Raw genomic sequence first — 17,292 nt, 5'->3', positions numbered from 1 at the left:
GGATACGTGCGGTGTCCTCATTACCGCCGGACTTTAGGAGGCCGCCGCCACCGCCGACCCGGCCACGTCGCACACGAGCTTGCCGGCCTGGTGCCCCCGAGCCAGTTGGGCGTAGGCGGCGGGCACCGCGTCAAGCGGCACCGTCTCGGCCACGCGGGCGTCGAGCCGCCCGGCGGCGACCAGTTCCAGCATCTCGGTGAGCATGGTCGCCAGGTCCGCGCGGTCGCGGGCGGTGCCCGCGGAGTAGGCGGCGCCGAGGGAGACCTCGTGGATCGAGGGCGAGATCGTGAATCCCGGCATGGCAGACAGATCGGGGCACCCACCGATGAACGCCAGGGCGCCGTTGAAGGCGAGCGCGCCCAGATTCGCGGTGGCGGAGGCGCCGTCGAGCGTGTCGAGCACGGCGTCTACGCCACGCCCCTGCGGAGTGAGGGCGCGGGCCGCCGCGGCGACGGCGTCGGGATCGCCGGCGGCGCGGTAGTCGATGACCTCGTCGGCGCCGAGGGCGCGGACGGCCCGCACCTTATCGGTCGAGGCGGTGGCGACGACGCGGGCGCCCAGGTGGTGGGCGATCTGCACGGCGTAGCCGCCCACTCCCCCGGCCCCGGCGGTGATGAGAATGGTCTGCCCGGCGGCCAGGCGCAGGCGGCGGGTGAGGGCGTGGTAGGCGGTCATGCCGGCGCAGGGCAGGGCGGCGGCGTCGGTGGCGGAGACCGCGTCCGGCAGGTGCGCCAGTGCGAGGGCGTCGACGACGACGTACTGGGCCAGGCCGCCGGGGCGCCGCAGGTCGTGGTGCAGGGCGACCGTGTCGCCGACGGCGAGATCGGGGCGCAGCGCGGTGGCGCCGTCCTCGGCGGGAGTGGCAACGCCGGGTCCGAGGGCGTCGACGGTGCCGGCCACGTCGAGGCCGAGCACGTGGGGCCAGGTCCAGGCCGGGTTGCCGCCGCGAGCGACCTTCCAGTCCACGGGGTTCAGGGAGCAGGCCTCCACGCGCAGCCGGACCTGGCCGTGACCGGGCTCGGGGAAGGGCAGCCGCCCCAGGCGCATGGCTGCGGAGAGCTCGTCGGGCCCGGCCGGCCGGTCGAGCAGCAGGGCGGTCATGGTGTCGGGCACGGTCTCCTCCTGGACGTCCGGCGGCAAGCAAGGTCAATATGCGGGCCGCCCGGGCGCGCCCGCCCCGCCGCCTGCACGGTCCGCCGACATCGTATCGCCGCGCCTGCAGACCGCTCCCGGCAGAGGGCAGCAATGCGCCCGAATTCGTGTCGTACCCCTGGCGGACACTTGAGTCGAAAGGAACCGCCTGCAACACCTCTTGACTACTTGCCGAAAGGGGGATTGAATAATGAAGCGCAGAGATCTCATCCGGCAGTTGGAGGAGGTCGCCCGTCAGAAGGGACAGAAGCTTGTACTCACCGAGGGCGGAAAGCACACCAAGGCAACCATAGGGACGTGGAGCGAGCCCATCCCCCGCCACCGGGAGATCAACGAGATGACCGCACGGGCAATCTTACGGAGGAGCAAACGATGACCAGAATTGAAGCCATGGCACTTTACTGCGAGGGTTGGTGGGCGATCGACTTCACCCTTGAAGGCCACGAGTACTCCACCCAGGCGCGACGTCTCGATGAAGTCGTCCCGATGGTCACCGATGCCGCCGTCCTCATGACGGGGCGCCCCACAGACGACTTCGAGGTGCACTACACGGTACGCAACGCGAACTACGTAGACGCCGTAGAACAGTACAAGGCAGCAGCGCAAGCATCCACAAAAGCCAGTGCGGCCGCGGCAGCCGCCTCACGCCGCGCCGTCACCCTGTTGCGCGCCGACGGCCTACCGCTACGCGACATCGCCACCCTTATGGGAGTCACCACCCAGCGGGTCTCACAACTGGCCCGAAGCTGAAGCCACCCGCTCCCGCGAGCCCAGCGCAACTGCCATGCCGCGCGCAGATCGCTCCCGGCAGAGGCCAGCAATGCGCCCGAATTCGTGTCAGTGGGGCGTGCGATCTTGTACGCATGATGCCTCAACGAATCAGTACCGCAACGGTATGGCGGAGCGCGCCGCGTGGTGCACTCTTGACCAACCAAACTCGTCAACGTAAGGTTGACGGATGAGGGTTACTCGGTCGGCCCTCAAACACGGTGTCTCAGCCGATGACGTCGTCCACGCCTGGGAGAACGCGTTGCGATTGGTCGAGTACGAGTATGACGGGGAGGAACGATTACTCGTGATTGGTCCAGCATTGGATTCGAGTCTGCTCGAGTTGGTCGCTGTTCCCTCAGCCGCACCTGCTCGCATAATCCATGCAGACCGTCTACGGCCGAAGTTCTACGTCTTTCTGAAGTGATTCCCATGCAGCGAACAACTACGACTACGACCAGTTCTCCGGATACCGGCCTGCAGTCTCTCGACCCGGCGCGCACGCCATCACGCGACGCCACGCACTTCCGGCGCATCATCGCCGCGAAAAAACACGTGATCGATGCGGAACAAGACCTGGCTCACGCCGTCGCCGACGCTCGTGCGGCCGGTGAGTCATGGACAGTGATAGGCGCCGCCCTCGGCGTCTCGAAGCAGGCCGCGCACAAGCGCTTCGGCCACTCATCCCCCCGCTGAAGACCCGTCTCAGCCCCACAGGCCGGTGCGCTGGGCGAGGACCGCGAGCGCGACCGGTCCGGCCGATGCCGTGCGCAGCACATGCGGCCCCAGGCGCACGGCGCGTGCCCCGGCGTCCTCCAGCGCCTCCACCTCCGTGTCGCTGATGCCGCCTTCGGGCCCGACGACGACGGCCAGCACCGGCGCCTCTCCCGCACCACCGGCACCCTCCCGAGGGTCGCCTTCGGTTGTACCAGCCCCCTCCGACGCTCCCGCACCCGCCCGCGTCTCCGGCAGCGCCGCGTCGCCGATCGGCCTGGTCGCCTCCTCGTGCAGTACCAGCACCGTCCCGCCGGCCTCGCACACCTGTCGCACCCACCCGGACAGCTCGGCGGTGGTGAGCAGCTCAGCGATCTCGGGCACGCGTGCCCGCCGCGACTGCTTGGCGGCCTCGCGGGCGGCGGCCTGCCAGCGCTGGCGCCCGCGGGTCGCCTTCACGCCGCGCCACACCGCCACGCAGCGCTCGGCCCACCAGGGCACCACCAGATCCGCACCCACCTCGGTGGCGGTCTCGATCGCCTGCTCGTCGCGCCCGCCCTTGGCCAGCGCCTGCACCAGCACCAGTTTCAGCCCCGCGTCGGGCTCCTGGATCCGCTGCACGACCTGCACGCCCAGGCGCTCCCGCCGCCCACCGTCGGCGGCCGCGTCGGTCACCTCGCACACCAGGCGCAGGCCCCGTCCGTCCACCAGGTCGACCCGCTCTCCCGGATGCAGGCGCCGCACGGAGACCGCGTGATGCGCCTCCGGACCGGTCAGTGTGAGTCGGGCCCCGGGCGTGGCGGTGGTGGCCGCCCCGGTGGGTTCAAGCGTTTCGGATGTGATGAGGAAGACGGGTGCCGTCACACTTACAGGGTACGGTTCCGGACGGGTCAGTGCCGCGGTGCTAGCGTCACGGAACATGACCGATCCGTCGTCCCTCCCGTCCCCCCAACCGTCCACCGCACCGCCTGCCGCCGGCTCCGAACCCGCCGCGCAGCCGTCCAGCGCCCCCACGGCCACCACCGTGGAGGACTTCCGCCGCAACCTGGCCGCCGTGCGCGCCCGCATCGACGCCGCCGCCCGTGCCGCCGACCGGGACCCCGCCGAGATTCGGCTGCTGCCGGTGTCCAAGACGGTGCCGGAGGAGCGCCTGCGGGCCGCCTGGGCCGCCGGCATCACTCAAATGGGTGAGAACAAGGTGCAGGAGGCCAAGCGGAAGGCGGCGAACCTGGCCGACCTGGGCATCCACTGGGCGCTGATCGGCCACCTGCAGACCAACAAGGCCAAGGACGTGGCGGCCTTCGCCGACGAGTTCCAGGCCCTGGACTCCCTGCGCGTGGCCGAGGCCCTGGATCGGCGGCTGCAGGCGGCCGGGCGCGGCCTGGACGTGTACGTGCAGGTCAACTCCTCCGGAGAGGCCTCCAAGTTCGGCCTGGAGCCGGACGCCGTCGCCGACTTCCTGGCGGCCCTGCCGGCCTACTCGGCGCTGCGGGTGCGCGGCCTGATGACGCTGGCCGCCCACACCGACGACGCCGACCGCATCCGCGAGTGCTTCCGCATCATGCGCACCCTGCGCGACGCCGGGCTGCAGGCGGGCACGGTCGGCGATGGGCAACTGTCCATGGGCATGAGCGGTGACTTCGAGCTGGCCATTGCGGGCGGTTCAACGTGTGTGCGCGTGGGGCAGGCGATCTTCGGTGCGCGCCCCACCCCGGATTCGCTGTACTGGCCCGCCAACGGCGCCGAGTAGCCCGATGCGGGCGGCCCGGGAGGCGCCGCCCGCATCGCGTCCGTGTCGGCAGACCCGTCAGCGGCCGGACAGCTTCTCCTTCAGCTTGCCCATCATGGACTCGTCCTTGGGGGCGGCGTAGCCGTCCTCACCGCGCAGGGAGGCCAGCTCCGTCAGCAGCTCGCGCTGCCGGTCGTTCAGGCGGGTGGGGGTCTCCACCACGATCTGCACGCGCAGGTCGCCGCGGCCGGGGCGGCGCAGCCGCCCCACGCCGAGGCCGGACAGGACGATCTCGTCCCCGCCCTGGGTGCCGGCGCGCACGGAGACATTGCGCTCGCCGTCGAAGGTCTCCAGCGGGAAGGAGGCGCCGAGGGCGGCGGCGGTCATGGGCACGCGCAGCTCGGTGTACAGGTCGTCGCCCTCGCGGGTGAAGGCCTCGTGCTCCCTCTCGTGGATCTCCACGTACAGGTCGCCGTTGGGGCCGCCGGCCGGCCCGGCCTCGCCGCGCCCGCCCATGCGGATGCGGGTTCCGGTTGACACGCCGGCGGGAATGCTGATGTCGACCGGGGTGCGCACGTGCTTGCGGCCCTCACCGTCGCAGTCCTTGCAGGGGGAGGCGATGACGGTGCCGTACCCCTGGCAGCGCGGGCAGGGCATGGAGGTGACCACGTTGCCGAGCAGGGAGCGCTGCATGCGCTGGACCGAGCCCTGGCCGTTGCACTCGGCACAGGTGACCGGCGAGGTGCCGGGGGCGCAGCAGGACCCGTTGCACGTGTCGCACACGACGTAGGTGTCCATGGTGACTGTCTTGGTGGTGCCGAAGACGACTTCGGCCAGGTCCACGTCCACGGCCAGTAGCGAATCCTGGCCCCGGCGGGTACGGGACGCCGGGCCGCGGGAGGCTGCGCCGCCGAAGAAGGCCTGCTGGAACAAGTCGGAGAAGCTGCCGAAGTCACCGGTGAAGCCGCCGCCGAAGCCGTTGTTGCCGTGCAGGGCGTCCTCACCGCCCAGGTCGTACATCTTCCGCTTCTCGGAGTCGGACAGGACCTCGTAGGCGGCGGAGACCTTCTTGAACTCGTCCTCGTGCCCCGGGCCGGCGACGTCGGGGTGCAGCTGGCGGGCCTTCTTGCGGTAGGCCTTCTTGATCTCCTCGGCCGTGGCCTGGCGGGTGACGCCGAGGACGTCGTAGTAGTCGCTCACGCTTGCTGGTGTTCCTTCGTGGTGGGGTGGTGTCGGATTCTCGGTGGGCGGGTCAGCCCGGCGTGCTGCCCTCCGTCCCGGTCAGGAACCGGGACAAGTAGCGGGCGACCGCGCGCACGGCCGCCATGGTGGCCGGATAGTCCATGCGGGTGGGGCCGATTACGCCCAGGTGGGCGACGGCGTCCCCGGGGCCGTAGGCGGCGGAGACGACCGAGGCCTCCGCCAGGGCGTCCTCGTGGATCTCCGAGCCGATGCGCACGGTGGTTCCGGTGTCGTCGGCGTCGTCGCGGTGGGCGGCGTCCTCGGAGGTGAACAGGCGCAGCAGCACCACTTGTTCCTCAACCGCGTCCAGGAGCGTGCCGATGGCGGTGAAGTCCAGGGAGCGGGCGAGGTTGGCGGTGCCGGCGACGACGATGCGTTCCTCGGCGTCGGGCCGCAGAGCGGCGATCAGCTCGTCGGTGACGGCGGCCAGCACGGCGCGCTCGTCGGCGGGCGCCTGCTCGGCCAGGGCGGCGAGCACCGGGACCACCTCGACGGCGCGGCGGCCGACCAGGGCGGTGTTCAGCCGCAGGCGCAGCCGCTCCAGGACGGCCGGGTCCACCAGCCCGTCGGGGCCGCGCCCGGACAGGCCGACGGTGCGCTGCTCGACGCGGCCGGTGTCGGTGATGATGACCATGAGCAGGCGGGTGGGGCCGAGGGCCACGAGTTCGAGGTGACGCAGGGTGGTGCGGCGCAGACTGGGGTACTCGACGACCGCCAGCTGGCCGGTCAGTTGGGCGAGCGCGCGCACGGTGCGGGCGACCACCTGCTCCAGGTCGACGGCGCCGGACAGCAGGGCGTTGATGGCGGCCCGCTCGGGGGCGGAGAGGGGCTTGATGCGGGCCACCTCATCGACGAAGCGGCGGTAGCCCTTCTCGGTGGGGACGCGACCGGCACTGGTGTGCGGCTGGTGGATGTAGCCCTCGTCCTCCAGGGTGGCCATGTCGTTGCGGATGGTGGCCGGGGAGACGCCCAGCCGGTAGCGCTCCACCAGGGCGCGTGAGCCGACCGGCTCGCGGGTGCGCACGTAGTCGGTGACGATGGCGGACAGCACCTTCAGACGGCGATCGTCCGACATGGGGCTCTCCCTTCTCGTCTGCGATGCGCGCACGGGGCGACGCGACGCCCGGCCGCCGGTTCAGGCGTCACCGGGCCGGCCGACGCCGTTAGCACTCCCGGGACGCGAGTGCCATCCTACGCCGCGCCGCGGCCGGCAATCAGGGCCGACAGCGTGACCTTCCCCTACCGTGCCCAGAGTGAACACGCCACCCTCCCGCCGTTCCGGCTCCCAGTCCACTTCCAACGCCCGCGGCGTCGTGCCCGGGGCGACGGCGGCACGCCGTCGGGCCCTGCGGGAACAGGCCGCCCGCCAGCAGGCCGCCGCACGTCGCAGCGGCGCCCCGGAGGGTGCGGCCCGAGCGGCCGCGGCTTCCGGGCGTTCCGCGGCGGGGCGTGGGGGCCGGAAGGCCGCCACTCCCCCGCCCGCACGTCCTTCGGCCGACAACCGTTACGGCGGGGATGTGCTGGCGGTGGACCCCCACCGAGTGGGCCCGACGGCGGTGCGCCCGGAGTCGGTGCATGTGGCCCTCACGCGCGGCATGGTGCTCGAGGACCGCCAGACCGGCTTCGTGGGGGCGGCGGTGGCCGTGGAGAAGTCCGGCGGCAAGCACCTGGTGGTGCTGGAGGATCGGCGGGGCGTGCACCGCGCCTTCCCACTCGGGCCGGGCTTCTGGCTGGAGGGCCGGCCCGTGATCGTGGACCCGCCGGCCCCGCGCAGGCGTCCCCCCGCCGGTCCGGTCAGCGCCGGCGGACGCAGACTGACCGCCTCGGGCTCCTATGCCGTCGAGGGCAAGCGGGCCCGGGTGGCGCGGGCCTCACGCATCTGGGTGGAGGGCAAGCACGACGCCGAGCTGGTGGAGAAGGTGTGGGGTGATGACCTGCGCCATGAGGGCGTGGTGGTGCTCATGCTGGACGGCGTCGACAACCTCGAGGAGGTCATGGCCGCCTTCGGCCCCTCGCCTCAGCGGCGGGCGGGAGTGCTCGTGGACCACCTGGTGCCCGGCTCGAAGGAGTCGCGCATAGCCGAGCAGGTGCGGGCCATGCCCGGCGGCGAGAACGTGCTGATCCTGGGGCACCCGTATGTGGATGTGTGGCAGGCGGTGCGGCCCGCCCGCGTGGGCCTGCAGGCTTGGCCGGAGATTCCCCGCGGCACCGACATCAAGCACGGCACCCTGGAGGCGCTGGGGTGGCCGCATGCCGACCAGGCGGATATCGCCCGCGGCTGGCAGCGGATTCTGGCGACGGTGCGCTCCTACAAGGATCTGGAGCCGAGTCTGCTGGGCCGCATGGAAGAGTTGATCGACTTCGTGACCGCCCCCGGCACTCGCTAGCGGTTCACCGTTCTCACACGCGGCGCACAGCGTCGTTCCCGGCTTATGCCCAGACTGCCCGGGTTGCATGATGGGCGTATCCCTGATGCCAACGTAAAGGAATCTGCTGATGAATATCTCTCGACGTGCCGTCATGCATGCGGTGCCGGTGGCCGCACTGCTCGGGGCCGCTGGCCTGGCCGCCTGTTCCAACGACTCCGGCGGCGCGGGCGGCGCCACGGGCGAGTCGGCCTCGGCCGCCCCCACCACCAGCACCGACCTGGCGCTCAACCCGGCGGCATGGAGCTACGACGCCGACGGCGACGTGTACTACCAGCTGGGTCTGTCCTACGTCGCCGCCCCGCAGGACACCAGCTATGAGACCCTGGGCGTCTTCGTGCCCGGTGCCTACATGTCCGCCATCGACAACGGCGACGGCACCTTCACCGCCGAGGTCGCCTCCGACGGCGCGGTGGGCGACTGGACGGCCACGACGGCGCCGATCGTGCTGCCGGTCAATACCCCCGGATACGCGGCCCAGCAGCCGCCGGGCGAGTACTCCTACGACACGGTGTCGGCATACATGGCGGCTGGCTTCATCTACGTACAGGCGGGGCTGCGCGGCAAGGACTCCACCACCGACGCCGCCCCCGGCAACGCGCCCTGGGGTGTGACCGACCTGAAGGCCGCCGTCCGGTACCTGCGCTACAACGCCTCCGCCCTACCCGGCGACCCGGAGCAGATCTTCGTGTTCGGCCACTCCGGCGGCGGCGCCCAGTCCGCGGTGATGGGGGCCTCCGGCGACTCCGCGCTGTACACCCCCTACCTGGAGGCGCTCGGCGCCGCCACCACGGACGCCGACGACAAGGCACTGTCGGACGCGATCGCGGGGGCCATGTGCTGGTGCCCGATCACCAGCCTGGACGCCGCCAACGCCGCCTACGAGTGGAACATGGGCCAGTTCGCCACCACCGGCACCCGTGCGGAGGGCACCTGGACGCGGGCATACTCCCAGGATCTGGCCGCCGCCTACGCCAGCCACCTCAACGGCCTGGGGCTGGTCGACGCCGAGGGTAATGCCCTTACCCTTCAGGAGTCCGCGGACGGGCAGTACCTGGCCGGCACCTACTACAACCACATGGTCGCCGTAGTCGAGCAGTCCCTTAACGACTTCCTGGCCGCCACCGAGTTCCCCTACACGCCCAACTCCACCGAGATGGCCGGTATGGACGCCCAGGGCGGCGCCGGTGCGCCCGGCGACGGCGAGGGAGGCCCGGACGGCGCGGGTGGCGAAGCCCCTGGGCTGCCCTCCGGCGCCCCCGGCGACGCTGAGGCCCCCGACGGCGCCCCGACCGATGGCGGCAGCACAGATGGCGCGCCCGGAGGATCCTCCGAAGACTCCTCCGAGTCGGTCACCTACGAGACGGTGGACGACTACATCGCCGCCTTGAACCAGGATGTGGAGTGGGTCTCCTACGACTCCTCGAGCAATACCGCGACCATCACGGGCCTGGAGGGCTTCGTCGCCAGTCAGAAGGCGGCGACCAAGGACGTCGGCGCCCTCGACGGCGTCGACCGCGGTCAGACGGAGAACACGGTCCTCGGGGTCGGGCAGACGGCGATGCACTTCTCGGAGCTCTCCCGCGACGTGGTCGACGCCAACCAGGACGCCTACGCCTCCCTGACCGACTGGTCCGACGAGTACGGCTCGTCCGCCTACGACTCCGACTTCGCACAGGTCGATGCGCAGGGGGTGGATGTGCTCACCCGCGAGCACATGTACAACCCCATGTACTTCCTGTCCACCGCCTACGAGGGTGCCGGCACGTCGACGGTGGCGCCCTCCTGGCGCATCCGCACCGGCATCACCCAGGGCGACACGGCCAGCACGGTGGAGGTGAACCTGGCACTGGCGCTGCAAGCGGCCGGCCAGTCGGTGGACTTCGCGACCATCTGGGGCCAGGGGCACACCATGGCCGAGTTGACCGGCACCGGCGAGGAGAACTTCATCGCCTGGGTCACCGAGCGGGCCGCCTCCTGAGGAGAGCCCCCCCCGGCTGCCCGGCACAACTCGCCGAGATCGGTAGAAGTTACGTGCCGAGATCGGTAGATATGGCCGGCCCGATAGATGTGAGACGGACAAATACGAGGGGCCCGGACACCTGCGGGTGTCCGGGGCCGGCCCGCTCGTATCGGCGGCGGTGAGCGCCGTCGTCAGGCGTCCGCCAGCGCCAGGCGGCGGCTGGAGCGCAGCAGCCGGACATTGTTGGCCAGCAGCACGACTACCAGCACGACGCCAAGGAGCTTGGCCCACAGCGGGTTGGCGATGAACAGCAGGACCATGGCGGCCAGCACGGGCACCAGGTACATGAAGGAGCGGCCGATGTAGCCGCCGAAGGAGGGCATCTCGACGTCGCGCGCCTCGGCGACGGACTTGACCATGAAGTTCGGGCCGTTGCCGATGTAGGTCAGGGCGCCGCACAGGACCGCGCCAAGCGAGATGGAGCGCAGGTACAACTCGGGCACGCCGGCAACCGTGGCCCCGCCGGGGTGAGGGATCTGACCGGCCATCTCGAAGAAGGTGGCGTAGGTGGGGGCGTTGTCCAGTAGGGAGGACAGGCCGCCAGTGAACACGAAGAAGGTGATCTCGTTCAGCGGCAGGCTGCCGGCGACTTCATCCAGGTAGCGCAGGGCCGGAATCATGGTCAGGAAGATGCCGATGAACAGCGCCGCGACCTCGGCAATCGGCCCCCACTCGAACTGGTTATCCTCGAAACGGGCGCGCTTGTCGCCCAGCTTGTAGGAGGCGGCGGCCGCGGCGAGCATGATCATCTCCCGAAGCGGGATCCAGTCCATGACGGTGGCGTGCCCCGCCTCGATGGCTTCGGCGTCGATGGAGGGGGCGAAGGCGACGGCGGCGATGATGACCACGAACCAGATCAGGTTATTGGCGCCGCGCAGGCCGAGGGGCTCGATGTCCGTCTTGTCGGCCAGGATGTCGGCGGCGGGCTCCTGCGAGTAGTACCAGGAGTCCAGGGCGAAGTAGATGGACAGCAGCATGGCGTTGACGAACAGCCACTCGCCGGCGAGGTTGAACGTCCAAGTGAAGGGGACGCCCCGTAGGAAGCCCAGGAACAGCGGCGGATCGCCGAGCGGGGTCAACAGGCCGCCACAGTTGGCGACCATGAAGATGGTGAACAGGACGGTGTGGACCCGGTACTCGCGCTCGCGGTTGGTGTTCAGCAGCGGACGGATCAGCAGCATGGCGGCGCCGGTGGTGCCGACGAAGCTGGCCAGCAGCGCACCTATCGCCAGGAAGATGGTGTTGTTGCGGGGGGTCGCCTGAATGTCACCCCTGAGGAATATGCCGCCCGAGACCACGAACAGCGCCAGTAGCAGAGAGATGAACTGGATGTACTCCACCACGGAGGCGAATACGGGCTCCCAGCCAATGGCCACCAGCATCCAGACCGCGACGGGCAGTCCCAGGACGAGGGCGACCAGCAGTTGGTGGGAGTTCTTCTCCCACCAATGGGACGTTGCCGGCACGAGCGGCAGGACCGCGATCGATGCCAGCATGACAACGAAGGGCAGTATGGACCACCACTGCAACTCCACGTGCGACTCCTCAGTTCGGGGCAGGCGTGCTCGTCGCCCCATCAAAGATGCGACGACGCTAGCTTCACCCTATGACGATATCCGTCCCATATCGCGAGACATCGGTGTGTCCCGGGCACAAGGTGACCGGAAGCACGCCGAGGTTCCGGCCCGGCGAAGACCTCGAGTGCCTACCGCTCCGACTGGTGGATGACAAGGTGCTCCGGTAGCGATCAACTACCCATCAGGGCTTCGGCTCGTCGCCCATCCCCAGAAACACGGCAATCCACTCGCGGATGGCGGCTAGCACCTTGTCGTCGACGGCCCCCGCAACTGCGCTTACCCGTTCACGGGAAACCGCCCGCATCTGCTCGGTGAGCGCCCAGCTGTCGCGGCTCAGTCCCGTGGGTCCGAAGACGCGGACATGGTTCGGCCACCCCCGGTTGACCGTTGTGAGAGGGACAACGAACAGCATGGTGTCTACGAGTTCGTTGTAGTCCGCTGCTGATACGACCACCGCAGGCCGTCTGCCGTTCTGCTCCCGGCCGACGACCGGCGAGAGGTCGATCCACACAACATCGCCCTCGAGGAACGACGTGTCAGTGTCCACGCGGGGTCTCCAACGGTGCGTCAAGCCACTCGCTGGCCTCGGCGTCATATGCCTCCCACTGCTCGGCGGTCATACGGCGCCTAGCATCACGAAGCTCCTCGAGCATGCGACGACGGCGCTCACTGTTCAGCAGGCCGCGCAGAGCTGCATCCATGGTGAGCCCGCGCTGCGCGGCGTACGCCTTGAGCTCATTCCGGGTTCCCATCTCGACCTTGATCGTCGTCATCGTCATACCTTCAGTATGACGTCGTAAGGAGTTCAAATCAACGGCTCGGCACGCCCCGTCGATTCGTCCCGTCAGTCGATAAGCCCGCGGGTGACCGTGTCGGCCATGAGCCGTCCCCGCAGGGTCAGTACGGCGCGTCCGGCCATGGCCGCGGCACCCTCGAGCAGGCCCTGTGCCACGAAGCCTCCCACCACCGGCACGAGCCGCCGCGGGGTTCCCGACGCCGTCGCGGCCTCCCCCGGCCGCGTCAGACTCCGCAACTCCAGACCCTCCCGCATGCGAATGCCGAGCATTACCCGCTCCAGTTCTCGCGAGTCGGCATCGATGACCTCATGCCCCGCAACGGGCAGTCTCCCGGCCGTCACCTGTCCGGCCCAGGCCACCGGATGCTTGGCGTTCCACATGCGCACGTCCCCCAGGTGGCTGTGCGCCCCTGGGCCGGCGCCCCACCAGTCCCAGTCGCGCCAGTAGGCCTGGTTGTGCACGCACTCGTGCCCGGGCCGCGCCCAGTTGGAGATCTCGTACCACGCGTAGCCGGCACGGCCCAGCACCGCATCGGCCAACTCGTACTTGGCCGCCTCGTCGTCGTCGGTGGGCAGGGGCAATTCGCCGCGGCGCACCTGGGTCCACATGCGCGTGCCCTCCTCGATCACCAGGGCGTAGGCGCTCAAATGGTCCGGGCCGATCTCCACCGCCGCCTCAAGCGAGCGGCGCCAGTCGTCCAGGGACTCCCCCGGCGTGCCGTAGATCAGGTCCAGGCTCGTGGCCAGTCCGGCCCGCCGCGCCCATGACACCACCTGCGGCACCCGCTCGGGGGTGTGGGCCCGGTCCAGGGTGCACAGCACCTGCGGCACCGCGGACTGCATGCCGAAGGACACCCGGGTGAAGCCGGCCTGCGCCAGGGCCGCCAGGTAGCGCTCGTCCACGGTCTCCGGATTGGCCTCCGTCGTCACCTCCGCGCCGTCGGCCAGGCCCCAAGCGTCCCGCACCAAGGTCAGCATGCGGGCCAGGTCCCCGGCCGGCAGCATGGTGGGGGTACCGCCGCCGACGAACACGGTTCGTGCCGCCCGCTGCGGCAGGCCGACCCGCTCCATCGCGGTGCGGGCCAGACGCAGCTCGCCGGCGAGTGTGTCCACGTAATCCCCCGCCGAGGCCCCGCCGCCCATGGACAGGTTCGTGTAGGTGTTGAAGTCACAGTAGCCGCAGCGCACCCGGCAGTAGGGCACATGCAGGTATACCGAGAAGGGGCGTTCCCGGCCCGCCTCTTCCCCGGTGTCCGCCGCCCGGACCTGCGCCGGCAAATCGGCCGTGCCGGGCAGGGGTGCGCCGTCGGGCTGGGCAGGGCTCAAAGCGCCACCGCCTCACGCCGGAGCGGTACCCACATCTCACCGGTGCGAACCGCGGTCAGGTCACGGATGGTGCGGCCGGCACGGATGCCCTTCTCCTCAAACCGGGTCAGCACCCGGCCCGGATAGCGCGGCGACCAGCCGCCGCGCACACCGGCCGGGGAGCCGGGGTCGAAGCCATTACCCAGGCTGCCCTCCTCGGCGGTGTCGGCACCCAGGTCCGGGCGGGCCCCGGCGTCGGGGAATCGGAAGTAGGGGCCGGTGCAGTCCGCCTCCAGGCCCTCGGGCAGGGCGGAGGCGGCCTCCAGCACGTCGCGCATCTGCCAGGCGTAGTCCGCCCAGTCGGTGGCCAGCCGCCACACCCCGCCGGGTCGCAGTACCCGGGCCACGGAGTCGGCGAAGGCGGCCGTGACCAGGCGCCGCTTGCGGTGCCTGGGCTTGCGCCATGGGTCCGGGAAGAACACCCAAACCTCGCTGGCGCAGCCCACCGGCAGGGCAGTGGCCAGCAGTTGGGCCGCGTCGGCGGGCACCACCCGCAGATTGCGCAGACCGGCCTTGGCGGCACCGGCCACCAGCTTGGCGATCGCCGTCTCCCACGCCTCCACCGCCAGGTAATCCACCCCCGGATGGGCGGCGGCATGCGCGAGAATCACCTCCCCCGCCCCGGAGCCCACCTCCACGATCAGTGGACGCAGCTGGCCGACATGGCCGAAGGCGGCGGCCGGGTCCAGGCGGAAGGCCGGATCGACGGTGCGGATCGCGTCAGCGCGGGGCACGTCGATGACGTAGCGGTCCCCGTAACGCTCCAAGGCGCGAGCCTGTGAGTCGGTCAGGCGCCCCCCGGCCCGCGAGTAGGAGCGCACGCGGGCGTGGATGGCATGCGAGCGGGGTGGATGCTGCTGCGGCACGGGACCGTCTCCTTCCGCTGGTGTTCTTACTGCATTGCCGCCGACGGCTACTTGCCGGTGGGCTGATCCGCGCCCAGCACGGCGATGAAGGCCTCCTGGGGGACCTCCACGCGGCCGACGGCCTTCATGCGCTTCTTGCCCTCCTTCTGCTTCTCCAACAGCTTCCGCTTACGGGTGATGTCGCCGCCGTAGCACTTGGCGAGCATGTCCTTGCGCAGGGCGCGAATGGTCTCGCGGGCGATGATGCGACTGCCGACGGCGGCCTGCACAGGCACCTCGAACTGCTGGCGGGGAATGAGTTCCTTGAGCCTGCGGGTCATCTTCTGCCCGTAGGAGTAGGCGGAGTCCTTGTGGACGATGGCGCTGAAGGCGTCCACCCGCTCCCCGTTCAGCAGGATGTCCACCTTGGTCAGGTCGGCGCTCTGGGTGCCGTCGGGCTCGTAGTCCAGGGAAGCGTAACCGCGGGTGCGGGACTTCAGGGCGTCGAAGAAGTCGAAGACGATCTCCGCCAGCGGAAGTCGGTAGCGCATCTCCACGCGTGTCTCGGACAGGTAGTCCATGCCGAGCATGGTGCCGCGCCGGGCCTGGCACAGTTCCATGATCGGGCCGATGAACTCGCTGGGGGTCAAGATGGTGGCGCGCACCACCGGTTCTTGGACGTCGCGGACCTTGCCCTCGGGGAACTCACTCGGATTGGTGACCGTGTGCACGCTGCGGTCCTCCATGGTGACCTCGTAGACCACGGATGGGGCGGTGGAGATGATGTCCAGGTTGAACTCGCGCTCCAGGCGCTCGCGGATGATCTCCAAATGCAGCAGGCCGAGGTAGCCGCAGCGGAAGCCGAAGCCCAGCGCCACCGAGGTCTCCGGCTCGTAGGTGAGGGCGGCGTCGTTGAGCTTGAGCTTGTCCAGGGCGTCGCGCAGCGCCGGGAAGTCGGAGCCGTCCACGGGGAACAGCCCGGAGAACACCATGGGCTTGGGGTCCTGGTAGCCGGACAGCGGCTCGGTGGCCGGGGCGGCTGCGGAGGTGACGGTGTCGCCGACCTTGGACTGGCGCACGTCCTTCACGCCGGTGATCAGGTAGCCGACCTCACCGGCGCGCAGTCCCTGGGTGGGAGCCGGCTCGGGACTGATGACGCCGATCTCCAGCAGGTCGTGGACGGCGCCGGTGGACACCATCTTGATGCGCTCGCGCGACTTCAGGGCGCCGTCGACGACGCGCACGTAGGTGACCACGCCCCGGTAGACGTCGTAGACGGAGTCGAAGATCATGGCTCGGGCGGCGCCGTCGGGGTCGCCGGACGGCGGCGGGACGGCCTCGACGATCCGGTCCAGTAGCTCGGGAACGCCCGCCCCGGTCTTGCCGGATACGCGCAGTACCTCCTCGGGCTCGCAGCCGATCAGGGAGGCGATCTCCTCTGCGTGCCGTTCCGGCTCGGCCGAGGGCAGGTCGATCTTGTTCAGCACCGGGATGATGGTCAGGTCGCCCTCCATGGCCATGTACAGGTTGGCGAGGGTCTGTGCCTGGATGCCCTGGGCGGCGTCGACCAACAGCACCGCTCCTTCACAGGCGGCCAGCGACCGGTTGACCTCGTAGGAGAAGTCGACGTGCCCAGGGGTGTCGATCATGTTCAGCGCGTAGGCGCGCGTGACGCCGTCCTCCCCGGTCACCGCCCAGGGCATGCGCACGGCCTGGGACTTGATGGTGATGCCGCGTTCGCGTTCGATGTCCATGCGGTCCAGGTACTGGGCGCGCATGTCGCGCGGGGCGACGACGCCGGTGGCCTGGAGCATGCGGTCCGCCAGGGTGGACTTGCCGTGGTCGATGTGCGCGATGATCGAGAAGTTGCGGATCTGGGCCTGCTCGGTGGACGCGGGGGCGACGCTTGTGGCCTGCTCGGACGTAGGGATCGGTGACACGGAAGCCTTCCATTACGGCGCCCTCGGACCTGCGTCCCGGGGCGCGGGACAGAAACCTACGCCAAGTCTCCCACGCGGTGGGCGGGCTGCCGTGCCGGCATGGGTGTGATGCCCGACGGCAAGCCCGTCACATGCTGCCCCCGCGGATCACGAGCCACCCGCGCCCCAAAGGACGCTCGAGAAAGAGGTGTGCGTTCCCAAAACCAGCCTCCCATGGATCGGTCACCCCACTGAGATCCACGTCCTCGGCGCCGTCAGCATTAGGATCGGCCATCGGGTCGTCATCAATGTAGTCACCGTTATAACCGACACGATCCGTAATGTAGTCGCGGATGGCCTGGTCGCTGGCCGTGAACTCAATAACGTATCCCCACCCGCCCGGGATGGCATCCGCAAAATTCACCGCGGGCTCAACCGACACCACCTCAGCACCCTCCGGCAAACTATCACCCTCGATTGCCAGAATCTCATCCAGGTGCTCCACATCCGCCGGACACGGCGCCCCCACCTGCACCCCAGCAGCACTCGCCGACGCAGACGCCCTAGCTTCAGACCTCTCAACCTGCGCACTCGAAAGAAACAAATACCCCACACCGAAAAGCACCCAGAACACCCCAATACCCACCAACACGGCAACCACAACAAGCACCTGCCGACCAGTCACCTCCTCACCGGCCAAAACCGGACGCCTCACCACACATCACCCCCACTCACG

17 protein-coding genes are annotated in these 17,292 nt (G+C 69.8%); 6 read left to right on the top strand and 11 right to left on the bottom strand.

Features of this window, described 5'->3' with window-relative positions; genetic code table 11:
• Positions 1-33 precede the first annotated feature (33 nt).
• Entirely contained in the window at positions 34-1,113 is a 1,080-nt protein-coding gene (locus tag ACGLYG10_RS10435) for a zinc-binding dehydrogenase (protein WP_083565850.1), read from the bottom strand.
• Positions 1,114-1,342: 229 nt separating this feature from the next.
• Here ACGLYG10_RS10435 and ACGLYG10_RS10430 point away from each other — a divergent pair, with 229 nt between their 5' ends.
• The 3 genes from ACGLYG10_RS10430 to ACGLYG10_RS10415 all read left to right on the top strand — a co-directional run bounded on the left by ACGLYG10_RS10430 (position 1,343) and on the right by ACGLYG10_RS10415 (position 2,616).
• Complete coding sequence (locus ACGLYG10_RS10430; protein WP_073331529.1) at positions 1,343-1,528, top strand: hypothetical protein; 186 nt, start codon at positions 1,343-1,345, stop codon at positions 1,526-1,528.
• Positions 1,525-1,902 carry a hypothetical protein gene (locus tag ACGLYG10_RS10425; RefSeq protein WP_073331526.1) on the top strand — a complete coding sequence of 126 codons (378 nt, stop codon included), beginning with the start codon at positions 1,525-1,527 and terminating at the stop codon, positions 1,900-1,902. The genes ACGLYG10_RS10430 and ACGLYG10_RS10425 overlap by 4 nt, the downstream gene beginning before the upstream one ends.
• Positions 1,903-2,352: 450 nt before the next feature.
• Complete coding sequence (locus ACGLYG10_RS10415) at positions 2,353-2,616, top strand: hypothetical protein (RefSeq protein WP_073331521.1); 264 nt, start codon at positions 2,353-2,355, stop codon at positions 2,614-2,616.
• A gap of 9 nt (positions 2,617-2,625) precedes the next feature.
• Here ACGLYG10_RS10415 and ACGLYG10_RS10410 read toward each other — a convergent pair whose 3' ends face one another.
• A complete protein-coding gene (locus tag ACGLYG10_RS10410; protein ID WP_073331519.1) occupies positions 2,626-3,498 on the bottom strand; it encodes a 16S rRNA (uracil(1498)-N(3))-methyltransferase in 873 nt (290 codons plus the stop codon).
• Between the two features lie 55 nt (positions 3,499-3,553).
• Between ACGLYG10_RS10410 and ACGLYG10_RS10405 the strand changes: the two genes are divergently transcribed.
• Positions 3,554-4,384 (top strand): YggS family pyridoxal phosphate-dependent enzyme, encoded by an 831-nt coding sequence (locus tag ACGLYG10_RS10405; RefSeq protein ID WP_083565849.1) that lies wholly within the window; start codon positions 3,554-3,556, stop codon positions 4,382-4,384.
• Positions 4,385-4,441: 57 nt separating this feature from the next.
• Here the strand turns inward: ACGLYG10_RS10405 and dnaJ are convergent, their stop codons facing one another.
• Positions 4,442-5,563 carry a molecular chaperone DnaJ gene (gene dnaJ, locus ACGLYG10_RS10400; protein WP_073331513.1) on the bottom strand — a complete coding sequence of 374 codons (1,122 nt, stop codon included), beginning with the start codon at positions 5,561-5,563 and terminating at the stop codon, positions 4,442-4,444.
• A 52-nt stretch (positions 5,564-5,615) separates the two neighbouring features.
• Positions 5,616-6,680: a heat-inducible transcriptional repressor HrcA gene (gene hrcA, locus ACGLYG10_RS10395; RefSeq protein ID WP_073331509.1), complete on the bottom strand. Its 1,065-nt coding sequence runs from the start codon at positions 6,678-6,680 to the stop codon at positions 5,616-5,618.
• Positions 6,681-7,122: 442 nt separating this feature from the next.
• Between hrcA and ACGLYG10_RS10390 the strand changes: the two genes are divergently transcribed.
• Both ACGLYG10_RS10390 and ACGLYG10_RS10385 read left to right on the top strand, forming a co-directional pair.
• Positions 7,123-7,992 carry a DUF3097 family protein gene (locus tag ACGLYG10_RS10390; protein ID WP_073331506.1) on the top strand — a complete coding sequence of 290 codons (870 nt, stop codon included), beginning with the start codon at positions 7,123-7,125 and terminating at the stop codon, positions 7,990-7,992.
• A 109-nt stretch (positions 7,993-8,101) separates the two neighbouring features.
• Entirely contained in the window at positions 8,102-10,012 is a 1,911-nt protein-coding gene (locus ACGLYG10_RS10385) for a subtype A tannase (RefSeq protein WP_073331503.1), read from the top strand.
• 173 nt (positions 10,013-10,185) lie between these two features.
• Here ACGLYG10_RS10385 and ACGLYG10_RS10380 read toward each other — a convergent pair whose 3' ends face one another.
• The 7 genes from ACGLYG10_RS10380 to ACGLYG10_RS16695 form a co-directional block, all read right to left on the bottom strand.
• On the bottom strand, positions 10,186-11,589 hold the full coding sequence (locus ACGLYG10_RS10380; RefSeq protein WP_073331500.1) for a sodium:proton antiporter: 1,404 nt from the start codon (positions 11,587-11,589) through the stop codon (positions 10,186-10,188).
• Between the two features lie 223 nt (positions 11,590-11,812).
• The gene (locus ACGLYG10_RS10375; protein ID WP_073331497.1) at positions 11,813-12,178 is read right to left on the bottom strand and encodes a type II toxin-antitoxin system PemK/MazF family toxin; all 366 of its coding nucleotides are present in this window, start codon (positions 12,176-12,178) and stop codon (positions 11,813-11,815) included.
• Positions 12,168-12,410, bottom strand: a complete 243-nt coding sequence (locus tag ACGLYG10_RS10370; protein ID WP_073331494.1) for a hypothetical protein — start codon at positions 12,408-12,410, stop codon at positions 12,168-12,170. The genes ACGLYG10_RS10375 and ACGLYG10_RS10370 overlap by 11 nt, the downstream gene beginning before the upstream one ends.
• Before the next feature lie 65 nt (positions 12,411-12,475).
• Positions 12,476-13,753: a radical SAM family heme chaperone HemW gene (gene hemW / locus ACGLYG10_RS10365; protein WP_073331491.1), complete on the bottom strand. Its 1,278-nt coding sequence runs from the start codon at positions 13,751-13,753 to the stop codon at positions 12,476-12,478.
• Complete coding sequence (gene trmB / locus ACGLYG10_RS10360) at positions 13,750-14,658, bottom strand: tRNA (guanosine(46)-N7)-methyltransferase TrmB (RefSeq protein WP_073331488.1); 909 nt, start codon at positions 14,656-14,658, stop codon at positions 13,750-13,752. The genes hemW and trmB overlap by 4 nt, the downstream gene beginning before the upstream one ends.
• A gap of 47 nt (positions 14,659-14,705) precedes the next feature.
• Positions 14,706-16,577 carry a translation elongation factor 4 gene (gene lepA, locus ACGLYG10_RS10355; RefSeq protein ID WP_073331485.1) on the bottom strand — a complete coding sequence of 624 codons (1,872 nt, stop codon included), beginning with the start codon at positions 16,575-16,577 and terminating at the stop codon, positions 14,706-14,708.
• Positions 16,578-16,704: 127 nt separating this feature from the next.
• On the bottom strand, positions 16,705-17,256 hold the full coding sequence (locus tag ACGLYG10_RS16695; RefSeq protein ID WP_244542662.1) for a hypothetical protein: 552 nt from the start codon (positions 17,254-17,256) through the stop codon (positions 16,705-16,707).
• Between the last annotated feature and the right edge of the window lie 36 nt (positions 17,257-17,292).

It is taken from the genome of Actinomyces glycerinitolerans, assembly GCF_900098745.1.
Taxonomy (GTDB): domain Bacteria; phylum Actinomycetota; class Actinomycetes; order Actinomycetales; family Actinomycetaceae; genus Actinomyces; species Actinomyces glycerinitolerans.
Note: the sequence above shows the minus strand (reverse complement) of the source record. Positions and strands in the feature narration are given on the sequence as shown.